At 69.1% G+C, this 14,752-nt stretch carries 14 protein-coding genes; 8 read left to right on the plus strand and 6 right to left on the minus strand.

Going from position 1 to position 14,752, the window contains the following annotated elements; translation table 11 throughout:
* Nucleotides 1-10 precede the first annotated feature (10 nt).
* The 4 genes from V3W46_RS01755 to V3W46_RS01770 all read right to left on the minus strand — a co-directional run bounded on the left by V3W46_RS01755 (nucleotide 11) and on the right by V3W46_RS01770 (nucleotide 5,484).
* Nucleotides 11-937 (minus strand): alpha/beta hydrolase, encoded by a 927-nt coding sequence (locus tag V3W46_RS01755; protein WP_331781362.1) that lies wholly within the window; start codon nucleotides 935-937, stop codon nucleotides 11-13.
* Between the two features lie 94 nt (nucleotides 938-1,031).
* Complete coding sequence (locus tag V3W46_RS01760) at nucleotides 1,032-2,660, minus strand: AMP-binding protein (RefSeq protein WP_331781363.1); 1,629 nt, start codon at nucleotides 2,658-2,660, stop codon at nucleotides 1,032-1,034.
* A gap of 53 nt (nucleotides 2,661-2,713) precedes the next feature.
* Complete coding sequence (locus V3W46_RS01765) at nucleotides 2,714-4,702, minus strand: alpha-ketoacid dehydrogenase subunit alpha/beta (protein WP_331781364.1); 1,989 nt, start codon at nucleotides 4,700-4,702, stop codon at nucleotides 2,714-2,716.
* A complete protein-coding gene (locus tag V3W46_RS01770) occupies nucleotides 4,702-5,484 on the minus strand; it encodes an SDR family oxidoreductase (protein WP_331781365.1) in 783 nt (260 codons plus the stop codon). Before V3W46_RS01770 ends, V3W46_RS01765 begins: the two co-directional genes overlap by 1 nt.
* Nucleotides 5,485-5,710: 226 nt before the next feature.
* Here V3W46_RS01770 and V3W46_RS01775 point away from each other — a divergent pair, with 226 nt between their 5' ends.
* Both V3W46_RS01775 and V3W46_RS01780 read left to right on the plus strand, forming a co-directional pair.
* A complete protein-coding gene (locus tag V3W46_RS01775; protein ID WP_331781366.1) occupies nucleotides 5,711-7,273 on the plus strand; it encodes a hypothetical protein in 1,563 nt (520 codons plus the stop codon).
* 13 nt (nucleotides 7,274-7,286) lie between these two features.
* The gene (locus V3W46_RS01780; protein ID WP_331781367.1) at nucleotides 7,287-7,757 is read left to right on the plus strand and encodes a hypothetical protein; all 471 of its coding nucleotides are present in this window, start codon (nucleotides 7,287-7,289) and stop codon (nucleotides 7,755-7,757) included.
* Between the two features lie 23 nt (nucleotides 7,758-7,780).
* Here the strand turns inward: V3W46_RS01780 and V3W46_RS01785 are convergent, their stop codons facing one another.
* A complete protein-coding gene (locus tag V3W46_RS01785) occupies nucleotides 7,781-9,439 on the minus strand; it encodes a GMC family oxidoreductase N-terminal domain-containing protein (RefSeq protein ID WP_331781368.1) in 1,659 nt (552 codons plus the stop codon).
* On the minus strand, nucleotides 9,436-10,059 hold the full coding sequence (gene mftR, locus V3W46_RS01790) for a mycofactocin system transcriptional regulator (RefSeq protein WP_331781369.1): 624 nt from the start codon (nucleotides 10,057-10,059) through the stop codon (nucleotides 9,436-9,438). Before mftR ends, V3W46_RS01785 begins: the two co-directional genes overlap by 4 nt.
* Nucleotides 10,060-10,189: 130 nt before the next feature.
* On the opposite strand from mftR, the gene mftA reads away from it, so the two are divergent.
* From mftA to V3W46_RS01820, 6 genes are all read left to right on the plus strand, one after another.
* Complete coding sequence (mftA, locus tag V3W46_RS01795) at nucleotides 10,190-10,315, plus strand: mycofactocin precursor MftA (RefSeq protein WP_331781370.1); 126 nt, start codon at nucleotides 10,190-10,192, stop codon at nucleotides 10,313-10,315.
* 9 nt (nucleotides 10,316-10,324) lie between these two features.
* Nucleotides 10,325-10,600: a mycofactocin biosynthesis chaperone MftB gene (mftB, locus tag V3W46_RS01800; protein WP_331781371.1), complete on the plus strand. Its 276-nt coding sequence runs from the start codon at nucleotides 10,325-10,327 to the stop codon at nucleotides 10,598-10,600.
* Nucleotides 10,597-11,916, plus strand: a complete 1,320-nt coding sequence (gene mftC, locus V3W46_RS01805) for a mycofactocin radical SAM maturase (RefSeq protein ID WP_331781372.1) — start codon at nucleotides 10,597-10,599, stop codon at nucleotides 11,914-11,916. The genes mftB and mftC overlap by 4 nt, the downstream gene beginning before the upstream one ends.
* A gap of 67 nt (nucleotides 11,917-11,983) precedes the next feature.
* Entirely contained in the window at nucleotides 11,984-12,817 is an 834-nt protein-coding gene (locus V3W46_RS01810) for a mycofactocin-coupled SDR family oxidoreductase (protein ID WP_331781373.1), read from the plus strand.
* Nucleotides 12,814-13,734 (plus strand): AAA family ATPase, encoded by a 921-nt coding sequence (locus tag V3W46_RS01815; protein WP_331781374.1) that lies wholly within the window; start codon nucleotides 12,814-12,816, stop codon nucleotides 13,732-13,734. Before V3W46_RS01810 ends, V3W46_RS01815 begins: the two co-directional genes overlap by 4 nt.
* 42 nt (nucleotides 13,735-13,776) lie before the next feature.
* Complete coding sequence (locus V3W46_RS01820; protein ID WP_331781375.1) at nucleotides 13,777-14,721, plus strand: vWA domain-containing protein; 945 nt, start codon at nucleotides 13,777-13,779, stop codon at nucleotides 14,719-14,721.
* The last annotated feature ends 31 nt before the right edge of the window (nucleotides 14,722-14,752 follow it).

A 14,752-nucleotide genomic window follows, 5' to 3' on the forward strand; every position in this document is an offset into this window, starting at 1 on the left:
CTCTCCTTCGTCAGTCGTTCTGCCCGAGCGGCATGAGCCGTTCGAGAAACCATTCGGTGGCCGCGGTGGCGCACTGGATGAGCAGCGTCTGCTTGCTGTACAGCGCCAGGTGGTCGGACTTGTCGATCACGACCAGCTTCTTCTTGGCGGTCGGAATCGCGTTGTAGGCGGCGATCTCCTCTTCCCACAGTGTGATGTCGTCATTCTCTGCCACGATCACCAGGGTCGGGGTGTTCACGATGCGGTGCAGAAACGGCCTCACGTCGTATGACATCAGCAGGTCGACCGACTCGAGCGTGGCGTCGTAGCTGTAGTTCGGGGCGACCGTCTTCTGGAAGGTGCCGAAGACGTCGTAGCCCTCGGGGAACGGCCAGGCCGAGATCTCGTTCTGGGTGTCGAGGGTGAAGTGCGGAACCATGACGTCTTCGCCGGTGGTGAAGCGCAGGCGGCGGGCATCCAGAATCGCCTGCTCGAGCCGGCGGAAGTTCACGGTGCCGTTGTTCAGGCGCATGTTGAGGTAGCCCGACACAACGGGAATCTGCGAGACGGCGACCTTCACGCGGTGGTCGATGGCGGCCAGCACCAGCGAGTGGCCGCCGCTGTACGACAGGCCCCAGGTGCCGATGCGCTCGGAGTCGACGACATCGAGGGTCTCTGCGTACGAGATCGCGTTGCGATAATCCTCGATCTGCCAGGTCGGGTCGATGTGCTGGCGGCGCTCGCCGCCCGAGTCGCCGAAGTTGCGGTAGTCGAAGAGGATGGCGGCGAACCCGTTGTCGGCGAACATCTGGGCGTAGTGCGGCTGCACGATCTCTTTGACGTAGCACCAGCCACCGGCCATGACGATGGTGGGGAAGGGGCCGTCGCCCTCGTCTGGCGTGTAGAGCCACCCCCGGATGGTGTCGCCACCGCTTCGGAATTCGATGTCCTGTCTCACGGGATCCCCTTCGATCACTCAGCGACCGACCGCTCGGTCGGTTGCCTCTCCACGCTATGGCCGCACGCTGGGAATGTCAACGTGCGCTGAACGTTCAGCCGTGCTGTCGGGGCTCGCCGGGCTGCCGGGTCGCCGGCTGCCGAACCGCGAGGCGGCCCGCGCTGAGGGCGTCGGCGACCTGCTTGCGCAGCTCGAACTTCTGCACCTTGCCCGACACCGTTCGGGTGAGCTGCTCGACCACGAGCAGCGCCTCGGGGTACTTCTGCTGTGCGATGCCGACCGCCTTCAGGTGGGCGACCAGGTCGGCGAGGCCGAGATCTGGCCGTCGCGTGACCACCACGGCGCACGCGCGCTCGCCGAGGATCTCGTCGGCGAAGCCGACCACCGCCACGTCGTCGATGTCGGGATGACCGAGCAGGAAGTCTTCGACCTCTTTGGCGCTGATGTTCTCACCGCCACGCACGATCAGGTCTTTCAGCCGGCCCCGGATGCGCACGGTGCCCCCGTCGGAGATCGACGCGAGGTCGCCCGTCACGAACCAGCCGTCGGTGGTGAAGGCGCGCTCGTTGTCGGCCGGGTCGAGGTAGCCGACGAAGAGTTCGGGGCCGTGCACCTCGAGCGAGCCGATGCCCTGCTGCTCGTCGGCGTCGACCGTGCGGGCCGCCGCCTCGCCGATGACGGCACCCTCACTGTCGAACCGCACGTCGTCGCCGTCGCTCGGCCGAACGATCGAGAGCGTCGGCATCTCGGTCGAGCCGTACGTTCGCAGTACACGTGTGCCCATCACCTGCATGCCCTGCGAGATGAGGTCGGCGGGAATGTCGGCTCCGCCGCAGATGAAGGTCTGCAGGCTCGAGGTGGTGCCGCGGTCGCGGTACGCATCGATCAGGCCGCGCAGAAACGGTGTCGCGGCGACGATCGCCGCGGCCGAGGCGGCCTCGATCAGGTCGACGGCCACCTCGGGCGACCACTGGTCTTGCAGCACGACCCGGCCGCGGGTGAGCATCGGAGTGAGCACGCCGTAGAGCATTCCGGTGATGTGGCTGAGAGGCGAGGGCATGAAAACGGTGGTGGCGTCGGGGCCGAAGACCTGGCCGATCGAGTCGGCCTCGTAGAGCAGCGTGCGGTGGCTGTGCAGCACGCCCTTCGCCCGGCCGGTGGTGCCCGAGGTGTACATCAGCATCGCGACGTCATCGGGGTCGGCGTCGACGACGATGAACTCGGGCGCGCTGGGGGCATGGGCCGGTGGCTCGCCGGAGTCGTCGCGCACGAGCAGCAGTGCGGCATCCGCCCCCGCGCTCACGAGGGCCGAATGGATGATCGGGGCGTAGGCCGTGCCTCTGAAGACCTTCGGCGCCAGCACGGCCCGCGGCCTCGACGTGGCGAAGATCTGGCTGAGCTCTGAGGTGCGGTAGATCGGCGTGATCGGGTTGACGATCGCGCCGAGCCCCCAGGCGGCGTAGAAGGCCACGATGGTCTCCCACCAGTTGGGCAGCTGCACAGCGACCACATCGCCGCGCTCGACCCCCGCGGCCTGCAGACGCAGCTGCAGCCGGGCGGCGCGGCGGTAGATCTCGGCGAAGCTGAAGGCGCCCTCGGGCGAATCGACGTAGGGGGCATCGGGTGCCGCGGCGACGGCTCGCAGGAAGGCGTGGCCGACGGTCTCGCTGAAGGTGGCCGACGAGTCGTACGACCTCGGGTGCGGGTAGGTGGCGTGGATCATGGCTGGATCATCGCTGGCTCGTCGAGGGCTTGGTGGTGGTCTGCGTCATGATGTCAGATGCTCACGGTTCGGCGCACGGCGGCTGCGATGTCGTCATGGCTCGGCAGCCACTCGGCCTCGAGGTCGGGTGCGTAGGGGGCGGGGGTGAAGGCGGCGCCGACGCGTTCGACGGGGGCGTCGAGAAACCAGAATCCGTCGCGTGCGACCGTCGCCACGATCTCGGCACCGACGCCGAAGTCGGTGACGGCCTCGTGCACCACGACGAGCCGGCTGGTCTTCTCGACCGAGGCCAGCACCGTGTCACGATCCCAGGGCTGGATGGTGCGCAGGTCGATCACCTCGACGCTGATGCCCTCGTCGGCGAGGGCCTCTGCGACCACCAGGCTCTCGAGCATCATGCGCGAGTACGAGACGATGGTGACGTCGGTGCCCTCGCGGGCCACGCGCGCCTTGCCGATGGGCACGCGGTGCTCGGGCGGGTACGAGGGCGACTTTCGCCCATACAGCAGGCGGTTCTCGATGAAGACCACCGGGTTCGGGTCTTGGATGGCCGTTCTGAGCAGCCCGTAGGCGTCGGCAGCCGTGGCGGGCATGACCACGGTCAGGCCGGGGATGTGCGCGAGCAGGGCCTCGAGGCTCTGCGAGTGCTGGCTGCCGGCCGAGCGGCCCGCGCCGAACTGCGTGCGCACCGTGAGCTGCATGGATGCCCGGCCTGCGGTCATGAAGTGCAGCTTCGCTGCCTGGTTCAGCAGCTGGTCGAACGCCACACCGATGAAGTCGATGTACATGATCTCGGCGAGCGGCTTGAGGCCGGCCATGGCGCCGCCGACGGCGACGCCCAGAATGGCCGACTCCGAGATGGGGGTGTCTAGCACACGATCGGCGAACCGCTCGTGGATTCCGCGCGAGACGGCGAAGACGCCGCCCCCGGCACCGACGTCGATGCCGGTGAAGATCACCGCGGGGTCGTCGGCCAGCTCCGACTCGATGGCGTCGCGAATGGCCGCCATGTACTTGATGGGGGGTGCGGCCGGGTCGAGATCACCCTCGACCACCCGTGGTCGAGGGGCGATGACGTACTCACCGGCATCCGTCACCGCGGGCTGCACGCCGGTCGCCGCGGTTGCCGCCGCGTCGCTCATCAGCCCGTCGGCGGCGGCCTGCACGGCGTCGATCTCGGCGGAGTCGACACCCGAGGCGAGCAGGCGCTGCCGGCCCACGGCCACCGGATCCATCGAGCGGCCGTGTTCGAGGTGCAGCGGGTCGCGGTACTTCTGCTGGTCGCCCTCGTAGTGCCCGTGCCAGCGGGCCGTCATGGCCTCGACGACGACCGGCCCGTCGGTGCGCACCCGCTCGACGGTGCGCTGCATGGTCGTATGCACCTGCCACACGTCGGTTCCGTCGACGCGCACGTAGGGCACGCCGTAGCCCGCGGCACGCTGCTCGAGTGTGGCCGGGTGGCCGTTCTCTGCGGGGGTGAATTCGGCGTAGCCGTTGTTCTCGCAGAAGAACACCACGGGCAGCTTCCAGAGTGCGGCGAGGTTGATCGCCTCGTGGAAGAGGCCCTGCGCCACGGCGCCGTCGCCGAAGAACGACACGACGACGTCGCCCGCGCCCCGCAGGCGGGCCGCCACGCTGGCGCCCACCGCGATCGGAACCCCGGCGGCGACGATGCCGTTCGCGCCGAGAATGCCGAGGCCCGGGTCGGCGATGTGCATCGACCCACCCCGCCCGGCCACCGTGCCGTCGGCGTGGCCGAAGAGCTCGGCGAACATAGGCTGCGGCGCCATGCCCTTCGCCAGGCAGTGGCCGTGCCCGCGGTGGTTCGAGGTGATCATGTCGGTGAGGCGCAGCGGGCTGCAGGCGCCGACCGCCGAGGCCTCCTGGCCGAGTGAGACGTGCACGAAACCGGGAATGTCGCCGTCGCGGTAGAGCGTCGAAACCAGGCTCTCGAACGCCCGCACCTCGCAGACCCTCCTGAACAGGTCGAGCATCGTCGCCACGTCGTCGGCAGAGCTCAGCGCGAGGGAGTCGTCGGTCATCAGGCCACCCCTCCGGCCGCCAGCAGGCCACCGTCGACGGTCAGCGTCTGGGCGGTGATCCACGCCGCATCGTCAGAGGCGAGAAACGCGACGGCGCCGGCGATGTCGACGGGTGCACCCAGCCGGCCGAGCGGATACTGCGCGGTGACCTCGGCCTCGCGGCCGTCGTAGAGCGCCTCTGCGAACCGGGTCTTGACGAGCCCGGGGGCCACGGCATTGACCCGGATGCTCGGCCCGAGCTCGACGCCCAGAGTACGCGTGAGGTGCGAGATGGCCGCCTTTGTCACGCCGTAGAAGCCGATGCCGGGGGAGGGAGTCTGGCCCGTGACCGACGAGATGTTCACGATCGACCCGCCGTGCTCGGCGAAGCCCAGCCGGGCATCCTTCACCACGTCTTGCACCCAGGCGAGCGTGCCGATGATGTTCAGCTCGGTGATCTTGCGGGCGGCGCCGAGGTCGAGCTCCATCAGCGTGCCGTAGGCCGGGTTGATGCCGGCGTTGTTGACGAGCACGTCGAGGCGCCCGTGCGTGTTCGCGATGAGGTCGAGTACCTCGCGGCGGTGCTCGGCGTCGTCGGCCTTGCCGGCAACCCAGATGCCCCCGCCACCGGGCAGTGACGCTGCGGCCTCGGCCAGCGGCCCGGCGTTGCGCGCCGTGATGCACACCTTCGCACCTTCGGCGGCGAGCCGTTCGGCGATGGCGAGCCCGATGCCACGGCTGGCCGCGGTCACCAGGGCGACCTTGCCGTCGAGGCGGTGGGGAGTGGGCGGGGTGTCTGGCACGAGAGGGTTCCTCCTTGAACCGAGTCACCGGCCGGCGCTGTGTCGACGACCTGCTGGTTGGCGAGCCTAGCCGTTTTTCCGAGCCGTGTCGACCGACCGCTCGGTCGGTCGTACCGAGCGTGGCTCACACCGCCGGCCACGGGGCCGAATCGACTCTGGTGACCCGGCGCGAGGCGGATTATTCTGTCTCGAGAAGCGCCTCACCCCGAGGCATGTGTGGCGGCCCATGGATGATCAGACCTGGCAGCGCGCCGAAGGGCCCACTCCGGCCGGCGGCGCATACTCGATCGCCTACTTCTCGCTCGACGACGATCCCGTCGCCCGACGCTACGCGAACCAGCTGACGATCGTCGAGTACTCCACTGAAGGAGCCGTGATCGCTACGACGCTCGGCAGCATCTCTCCGACGGAGGCGTCTCGCTCGCTCGGGTCGGCGGCGCCCGGCCCGAGCCCCGACTGGCCACCCGAGGCGCGCCGCGCCCAGATGCTCTCGACGGGGATGGGTCGATGGAGTGTGCCGTGGGCGCGGCGCATCGCCGATGGGCCGCCGCTGGCCGTTCAGGCCGGCTGTTTGGCTCGCGCGTTCGTGGTGAACGACGGCCGCGCTGCCGATGGCTCGCTGGCGGTGGCCGAGGCATTCAGCGACCTTATGGGCCGCTACGACGGCGACCAGTGGCTGGTCGTTCGCGACGAGGGTGCCGTCAGCTACATGCAGCTGACGCCGTCAGGCGGTCGCACGGTGTTCGCTCCTCCGGCCGGGGTGGCTGCCGCGTCACTGCTGGAGCTCGACCCCGCGCCCTACCGGGGCCGTGCGGCCGTTCGCCTCGAGATGGTCAGAGACCTCCTCGCCCAGAGCGACTCCGCGATGTCGATGCAGACCGACCTCGCCACGGCAGTGCTCCAGAACGCCCTCGGGTCGAAGCGCCTCGCCGACACCCTCTGGCGCGATCTGCTGGCGACGGCACGCGCATTCACCGACGACGTCGAGGGTGTCGGCGGTGCGCGTATCCCCGCCGAGGCCACCCGCCAGGCGCTGTCACACCTCGCAGGGTCGGCCGCAGACGCGCGCGCCGCACTCATGCTCGACGCCACCGCCGCCGCGAGCTACCGTCTCGTCGATCGTCTCGCCCGAGGGTTCTGCTCGCTCGAGGGGCCCGAGCTGGTCGACGCGCGGCAGCGGTGGTTCTCCCACCAGTTCAGCCGTATGCTGGCGCGCGGGCCGCAGACCGAGGAGTCGAGCATCCACTTGGTCGTCGCCGCGCTGACCGAGCTGCTCGCCGAATCGAGCGATGCGCAGTGGATTCTCACCATCGCGAACGACGAGCTGCGTTCGGCCGACGAGCTCATCGAGCAGGCGGTCTCAGCGGCAGACCTCGACGCCTTCTTCTGGCTGTTGTTCGACGCCACGGTGCCCCTGATGACCGCCGAGCTCATCTGGCGGGTGTTCGCCCGGCAGCAATCGCCGCCGCCGGGCGCGGCCCGCTACGTCAACCTGATCGAAGAGAAGAGGGTCAGGGTGACGACATCGATCTACAACGACGCCGAAGGCCTCTACCGGCCCATCATCGGAGACGTGCGAAACCGGCTGCGCGAGGCGAAGGCGGCGGGCGGCACCTCGGCAGTGCGACGAGCCGTCGCCGAGCTCTCGGAGCACTCTCTCACCTACCCACGAGCCTTCGCCGAGAAGCTCGCCGAGTCAGACCGCGACGATCGCTCGCTCTGGCTCGAAGCACACCGCGACCGCGATCCGCTTGCGCGCTTCCGGCAACCAGCCGACCCTCCGAACTGAAGGAGATCTCACCGTGCCAGACCAACTCGACGACGCCATCTTCGACGTCGCCCGCGCCTCGGGCGACGACCTCATTCTTCTCTCCCCACCCGACGAGCGGCACTTCGATCCGTTCTCGGCCACGGCGGCATTCGCCGTTCTGCTGATCGTGCGGTACTGCAAGGGCCTGGCATCGAGCCTCGGTGGGGGTGCCGAGCAGGCTGGCGAGAAGACTGGTTCGGCGATTCGCCGGTCGCTCTCGGCGCTCTTCGCAGGCAAGCCCGACCTCGACGAGAGCGACGCCGAGAAGGCGACAGCCGAGGCACGGGCTTCGGTGCACGCGTCGGGGCCGGCGTCTGTCGACCTGGCGCGCGCGGCGGCCCGCATGCTGCTGGTCGACGCCCTTGTCGAGAACGGCCTGCCCGCAGAGCGGGCGCTGCTGGTGGCGGCCAACGTGAGCACGGCGACCGAGGCGCTTCTGGGCATGGCAGCCGGCCAGCCCTGACGGCGTCGCGGGAGGCAGTCGGGTCAGTCGCCGCGGCGCATGAAGGCGGCGACCATCTCGCCGATCAGCACGGCGGTTGCCGCAGGGCCGCGCAGCGGGGCGGTCGGCAGAATCGACGTGTCGGCGACCCGCAGCCCGGTGAAGCCGTGCACGCGGCCGTACTGGTCGACGACGGCACCCTCGTCGTCGGCCGCACCCATTCTGGCGCTGCTGCAGAGGTGGATGGCCGTGCCGAGGTGCGTGCGCAGCCAGGCGTCGAGGCGCGCGTCGTCGGCGAGAACGGCGCGCGCCGGCTCGGTCACCGCCCGCAGCACCGGTCCGAACGACGGCGTCTCTAGCAGGGCGACGGCGGTGCGCACGCCCTGCCGCATGCGCCGCAGGTCGCTCTCGGTCGACAGATAGTGGTAGTCGATGCGGGGCGAGACGGCCGGGTCGGCCGACACCAGCGAGATGGTTCCGGTCGAGCTCTCGCTCTGCACAGCGACCAGCAGGGTGAGGTCGTCGCGGTGGGCGAGCTGTTGGGCGAATCGCCGCAGCGACACTGGGCGCAGGGCCCGCAGCGACCGCAGCGGGTGCCGCAGAACCCCGCGCACCCCGGCCGCGACGGCCTGCGAACTCCCGGTGAGCAGGTATCCCGTGGGCTTCAGCATCGGCAGAATCTCGATGTCGCCGCCGGTCTCAGCCGACCCCTCGGCCCGAAAGTTGAGGCAGCCGGCGAGCGACTGGCTGGTTCGGTAGTCGACCACCCCGCGCTTCGGCTGCCAGCCCACCGAGACCTCCGGATGATCGTAGAAGCCGGCCCCGACCCCGGGGCGTTCGACGAGCACGGGTATTCCCGCCCGCTCCAGCTGCTCGCGTGGGCCGATGCCCGACAGCATCAGCAGGTGCGGCGACTTCACGCCGCCCGCGCAGAGCACGACCTCGCGGCCACGGATGACCTCGACGACACCGCCGCGCTCGACCTCGACGCCCGTCGCGGCCAGCCCGTCGAACAGCACCCGCCGCACGGTGGCGCCGCCGGTGACGGTGAGGTTCGGCCGGTCACGCGCCGGGTTCAGGTAGGCGATGCCGGTGTTCTGCCGAACGCCGTCGATCACGTTCATGGGCAGCGGACCGTAGCCAGGCGCCGACTGGTCGTTCTTGTCGGGTTCGTGGGCGAAGCCGAGCGCGGCGGCGGCCTCGGCGAACGCCCGGGTGGCCGCGTTGCCCTGGTCGGGACGGCGCACCCGCATCGGGCCCTCCGCCCCGTGCACGGCCGACCGACCGTAGTCGAGATCGTTCTCGAGGCGCCGGTAGAAGGGCAGCGCCTTCTCGAACGTCCACTCGTCGTTGCCCCCAGCCGACCACCGCTCGAAGTCTTCCCGCCGGGCCCGCACGAAATACCCGCCGTTGATGGTCGACGAACCTCCCAGAATGCGGCCCCGGGCGATGGAGTAGGGCAGCTCGGGGGTGAGAAAGCCGGTGAACGACCAGTTGTTCGCGTGCCCCGGCATGGCACCCTCGACCGTGCCGCCGTCGAGCAGTTCGGCCGGGAACGCTCCCGTTGCGGCGGGCACGGGCCCCGCCTCGAGCAGCAGCACCGAGCGACCTGCGTCTTCGCTCAGCCGGGTGGCCAGCGGCGCGCCCGCCGCCCCCGCTCCCACGACAATGACGTCGAATGTCTCGATGGTCGGGTCGCTCACCGGTCGCCGCTCGGGCCGAAGGCGTCGCCGATGGCCTGGTACGACCGCGCTATGAGCTCGTCGAGCCCTGACGAGTCGTCTCTCAGCCACTCTTCGTAGGCCGCCAGCGACGCGCCGAGCAGCGCCCACCCGATGGCCTGCGGCTTCAGATCGTCAGCGGCGAGGCCGAGGCGCGACGCCGCGTACTCGGCGATGACCTGGCGCCAGGCCGCGTAGCGCAGCGAGGCGTGGGCGATCAGCGACGGCACAGTCAGCAGCAGGGTCATGCGCTGGCGGTGGTAGCCGATCTCGTTCGGCGGCAGGTGGTTGAAGTGGATGACCGCCTGCTGCAGCGCGTCGATGACCGGCAGCTCGCGGGGCAGGGCGTCGAGATACAGCCGCATCTCGTCGAGCTGCGCTTCGAAGTCGCCCCAGGGCAGGTCGTTCTTCGACGCGAAGTAGCGAAAGAACGTGCGCCGCCCGATCGAGGCGGCCGAGGCGATGTCGTCGACCGTCACGGCGTCGAAGCCGCGCTCGATGAACAGGGTGAGCGCGATGTGGCTGATCTCGGCGTGCGTCGTCGAGGGCTGTCGGCCCGCGCGCGGCTTCGCCGCTTGCACGCCCTGCTCCGTCGTTGGCATTCCGCCTCCCGGCAGCACGTCGTCTTCTCCTGATTCATTATGCCCACTTCCATTCGGCACTCGGTGTCACTACATTGGGACTGTTACCGCTTGTTGACGCCGATGAAGCCCGTTGATCAGGAGTAGACCCATGAATGACGCCGAACCCACCACCACCGACCACGCTGCCGCCGCCCCGGTCGGCGTCGACGAGATGATCGAAGACGACTCGCTCGTCGAAGAGGTCTCGATCGACGGAATGTGCGGCGTCTACTGAGTCGCGGCCATGCCGGCCCTCGATCTCGACAGTGCGTGGGACCTGCATCCGCAGGTGTCTGTTCGGCCTGAGCCGTTCGGCGCGCTGCTCTACCACTTCGGAACGCGCAAGCTGTCGTTCCTGAAAGACCGCACGCTGCTCTCTGTCGTGCAGTCGCTTGCCGCCGCCCCGACCGTGCGGGCCGCGTGCCTCACGGCCGGTGTGCCCGAGGCTGACCTGCCGCAATACCAACGGGCCCTGACGACTCTCGCGAGTTCGTCGATGGTCATCGAAAGGGCATCATGACACTGCTGGATGCACGACCCGATTCTCTCACCGGCACGAAGCAGTCGTTCGGCCGTTCCGCCCCGCCGGCGACGACCGGCCCCACCAAGCCCGGCCGCCTGGTCGACCTGTTCGAGCTCGGCCTCGACTCGCCGATCTGCCTGACCTGGGAGCTGACCTACGCCTGCAACCTGTCGTGCGTTCACTGCCTCTCGAGTTCGGGCCGGCGCGACCCGAACGAGCTGACCACGGCCGAGGCTAAAGGAGTCATCGACGAGCTCGAGCGCATGCAGGTGTTCTACGTGAACATCGGCGGCGGCGAGCCGACCGTGCGCCCCGACTTCTGGGAGCTCGTCGACTATGCCTCTGAGCACCACGTGGGCGTGAAGTTCTCGACGAACGGTGTGAAGATTAGCCCCGAGATCGCCCAGCGCCTGGTGAAGAGCGACTACGTCGACGTGCAGATCTCGCTCGACGGCGCGACCGCCGACGTGAACGACCACGTGCGGGGCCCCGGCTCATTCGACACCGCGATGCGCGCGATGCAGAACCTCTTCGACGCGGGCTTCGAGAACTTCAAGATCTCGGTGGTGTGCACTCGGCAGAACATTCCCCAGCTCGACGAGTTCAAGGCCATCGCCGACAGGTACAAGGCGCAGCTGCGCCTCACCCGCCTTCGCCCCTCGGGCCGCGGCGCCGACGTGTGGGACGACCTGCACCCGCTGCCCGAGCAGCAGAAGCAGTTGTACGACTGGCTCGTCGCGCACGGCGACAACGTTCTCACCGGCGACTCGTTCTTCCACCTCTCCGCCTACGGCGACGCCCTGCCGGGCCTGAACCTCTGCGGCGCGGGGCGCGTGGTGTGCCTCATCGATCCCGTCGGCGACGTGTACGCCTGCCCGTTCGCCATTCACGAAGAGTTCCTGGCCGGCAACGTGCGTTCTGAGGGCGGTTTTCAGGAGGTGTGGCGGCACTCCGAGCTGTTCGGCCGGCTGCGCAACCCGCAGACCGGCGGAGCCTGCACCTCGTGCCAGTTCTTCGACTCCTGCCGTGGCGGCTGCATGGCCGCCAAGTTCTTCACCGGCCTGCCGCTCGACGGCCCCGACCCCGAGTGCGTGCGCGGGTTCGGCGAAGAGGCGCTCACCAAGCGCAAGGAGGCCGACAGCATCCCGAAACCCGACGGCGACCACTCGCACAGCACCGTGCGTGGCTCGCGCCGCGACGGAAAGCCCGTGACGAAGGCCCGGCCGGTGAGCCTGACCCTTTCGCTGCGCCGCCCCGACGCCCCGCCGGTCAGCGCCTGCGAGATCGACCCCCTCGCCGGTTTTCGGCCGTAGCACTTCGAGAACTTCGGGCTGCAGACGTCGGCCCGTCGTAGAGAGAACAGATAAGAAGGTACATGCAATGGGGCGTGTAGAAGGAAAAGTAGCGTTCATCACCGGTGCGGCCCGAGGCCAGGGGCGCAGCCACGCAATTCGACTGGCGCAGGAGGGCGCCGACATCATCGCCATCGACGTGCTCGAAGACACGCCGTACGCTCCCTACGCCGGGGCGACGGCCGACGATCTCGCCGAGACGGTTCGGCAGGTCGAAGCACTCGACCGCCGCATCATCGCCACCAAGGCGGATGTTCGTGACTTCGATGCTCTGAAGGCCGCCGTCGACGACGGAGTCGCGCAGCTCGGCCGGCTCGACATCGTCTCGGCGAACGCCGGCATCTCGACGGCGATGGCGCACTCAGAAGAACTGTCTGAAGACGCCTGGACCGACATGCTGAACGTCAATCTGTCTGGTGTGTGGCGCACCACCAAAGCGGCCATTCCCCACCTCAAGGCGGGCGGTCGCGGCGGTTCGATCATCCTCACCAGCTCAGACGCCGGGTTGTTCGCGTACGAGAACATCTCGCACTACGTCTCGGCCAAGCACGGTGTGGTCGGGTTAATGCGTACACTGGCACTCGAGCTGGCACCCGACATGATCAGGGTGAACTCCATTCACCCGACGACGGTGAACACGCCGATGGTCATGAACGACGCCACGTACAAGTTGTTCCGGCCCGATCTCGAGAATCCGACGGTCGACGACTTCGCCCAGGCTGCGACGCTGATGAACGCCCTGCCCATTCCGTGGGTCGAGGCGATCGACATCTCGAACGCGGTGCTGTTCTTCGCCTCAGACGAGTCGCGGTACATCACGGGCGTTCGGCTCGCCGTCGACGCTGGAGCTGCTGTCAAGTGACATCCGAATCCGCGGTCGACGTCGCTGCCACGCGGGCGCGGATCGCCACCCACCTCGTCGGCCGCGAACGTGAGCTCGAACTCACGCTCGCGGCCGTCGCGGCCGGGCGCGACATCGTTCTCGAGGGCCCTCCGGGCACGAGCAAGACCACCATGCTGAAGGCGATCACCGAAGAGTGGGGCATTCCGCTGCTGTTCGTCGAGGGCAACGCCGACCTGACGCCGGCCAAGCTGGTCGGCCACCACAACCCGGCCAGAGTGCTGCGCGAAGACTACAGCGCCGAGAACTTCGTGGCCGGGCCGCTGGTCGAGGCCATGCAGCAGGGCGGGTTCCTCTATATCGAGGAGTTCAACCGGGCTCCGGAAGACACGCTGAACACGCTGCTCACGGCCATGGCCGACCGGCAGATCGCCGTGCCGCGGGTGGGCACCATCGTGGCGAAGCCCACCTTTCGCGTCATCGCGTCGATGAACCCCTACGACAACGTGGGCACCACCCGGTTGTCGACGAGCGTGCACGACAGGCTCAACCGGCTCGCCGTCGACTACCAAGACGCCGAGGCCGAAGAGGGTATCGTGCGGCTGCGCACCGGCGCGGCCGGGCCGCTCGGCGACAGGCTGGTGAGCGATGCGGTGGCCGTGACGCGGGCCACCCGCGAGCATCCGGATGTTCGGCAGGGCTCGAGCGTGCGCGGAGCGATCGACTGCGTGCTCGTCGCCGGTCGCCTGGCCGAGCTGCGCGGCATCACCGACCCGCTCGACGACGGCTACACCGAACTCGTCTACGACGCGATGATCCTGGCGCTGTCGGGGCGCATCCATCTCGACGAGTCGGTCGACTCCACGCCCGAGGTGGTGCTGCGGGAGATCTGGGAAGACCACTTCATTCTGCTGCCCGCCGCGGCCGATCCGGGTTGAAGAGACGTGGCTGCAGATTCTCCCCTCACGCGCCGGTCGAGTATGGCGCGCAGACGTACCCTCAGGCCGCTGGCCCGGCGGCCGAAGAAGCTCGACGCCGACCCGACGGTCTTCGAGGCGAAGGCCGGCTCGGGCGGCCCGGTCTTTCGGGCGGCCAAACCCGGCGCTGCCGGGCCGAAGGCGACGACCCGGGGGTCGGCCGACCCCACGGCGACCGACGATGAAGGCGAACTCGAGCTGGCGACGGCAGGCGAGCTGCCCGCCGACTCGGCGGCGCGCGCGCTCGCGCGGCAGATCACCGCGCGGCTGGCCATACCCAGGCCCCGGCAGAACGGCGGGGCGCGGCGCGGCAGTGGCACGCTGGCGAGCCTGCCCTACCGCGGAGGGTCTGACGAGATCGACCTCGACAAGACGCTCGAGCTGCTGGCGGAGCATCCGGTGCCCGACGACGACGACATCATCGTTCGCGAGCGTGTGCGCACCAGACGGTCGGTCGTGCTCGCGGTCGACGTCTCGGGCTCGATGAAGGGCGACCGGCTGCAGTCGGCCGCCGCCACCGTGGGCGCCGTCGCGGCCGAGCTGCAGCACGACGCGCTGGCGGTGATCGCGTTCTGGTCAGATGCCGCGGTGCTGCTGAACCTCGGGCAGCCGGTGAAGCCGATGCAGCTGCTCGACACCATCCTGCGCATGCCTGCGCGGGGGCTGACGAACGTGTCGTTTCCGCTCGAACTCGCGGCACGCCAGCTCGCCCGGGTGCCGGTGCGGGATGCCCGGGTGATTCTGCTGTCAGACTGCGTGCACAATGCGGGGCCAGACCCGCGCATCGCGGCCTCGCGGCTGCCCCGGCTCGATGTGCTCATCGACGTCAGCACCGAGAAAGACGTCGAGCTCGGCCGCGAGCTGGCGGCCGCCGGGCACGGCACCGCCCGGCAGATCCGCACCTACCGCGACGTGGCGCCGGCGCTCACCGCCATCTTCCACTCCTGACCCACCCCTACCCGAACACCACACAGCACAG

It is taken from the genome of Subtercola sp. YIM 133946, assembly GCF_036553535.1.
GTDB lineage: Bacteria > Actinomycetota > Actinomycetes > Actinomycetales > Microbacteriaceae > Subtercola.

Excerpts from the sequence above, each read along its gene's own strand:
- V3W46_RS01760 (WP_331781363.1), bottom strand. The coding sequence starts at position 2,660 with ATGATCCACGCCACCTACCCGCACCCGAGGTCGTACGACTCGTCGGCC.
- V3W46_RS01765 (WP_331781364.1), bottom strand. The coding sequence starts at position 4,702 with ATGACCGACGACTCCCTCGCGCTGAGCTCTGCCGACGACGTGGCGACG.
- V3W46_RS01775 (WP_331781366.1), top strand. The coding sequence starts at position 5,711 with ATGGATGATCAGACCTGGCAGCGCGCCGAAGGGCCCACTCCGGCCGGC.
- mftR (WP_331781369.1), bottom strand. The coding sequence starts at position 10,059 with ATGCCAACGACGGAGCAGGGCGTGCAAGCGGCGAAGCCGCGCGCGGGC.
- mftA (WP_331781370.1), top strand. The coding sequence starts at position 10,190 with ATGAATGACGCCGAACCCACCACCACCGACCACGCTGCCGCCGCCCCG.
- mftB (WP_331781371.1), top strand. The coding sequence starts at position 10,325 with ATGCCGGCCCTCGATCTCGACAGTGCGTGGGACCTGCATCCGCAGGTG.
- mftC (WP_331781372.1), top strand. The coding sequence starts at position 10,597 with ATGACACTGCTGGATGCACGACCCGATTCTCTCACCGGCACGAAGCAG.
- V3W46_RS01810 (WP_331781373.1), top strand. The coding sequence starts at position 11,984 with ATGGGGCGTGTAGAAGGAAAAGTAGCGTTCATCACCGGTGCGGCCCGA.
- V3W46_RS01820 (WP_331781375.1), top strand. The coding sequence starts at position 13,777 with ATGGCGCGCAGACGTACCCTCAGGCCGCTGGCCCGGCGGCCGAAGAAG.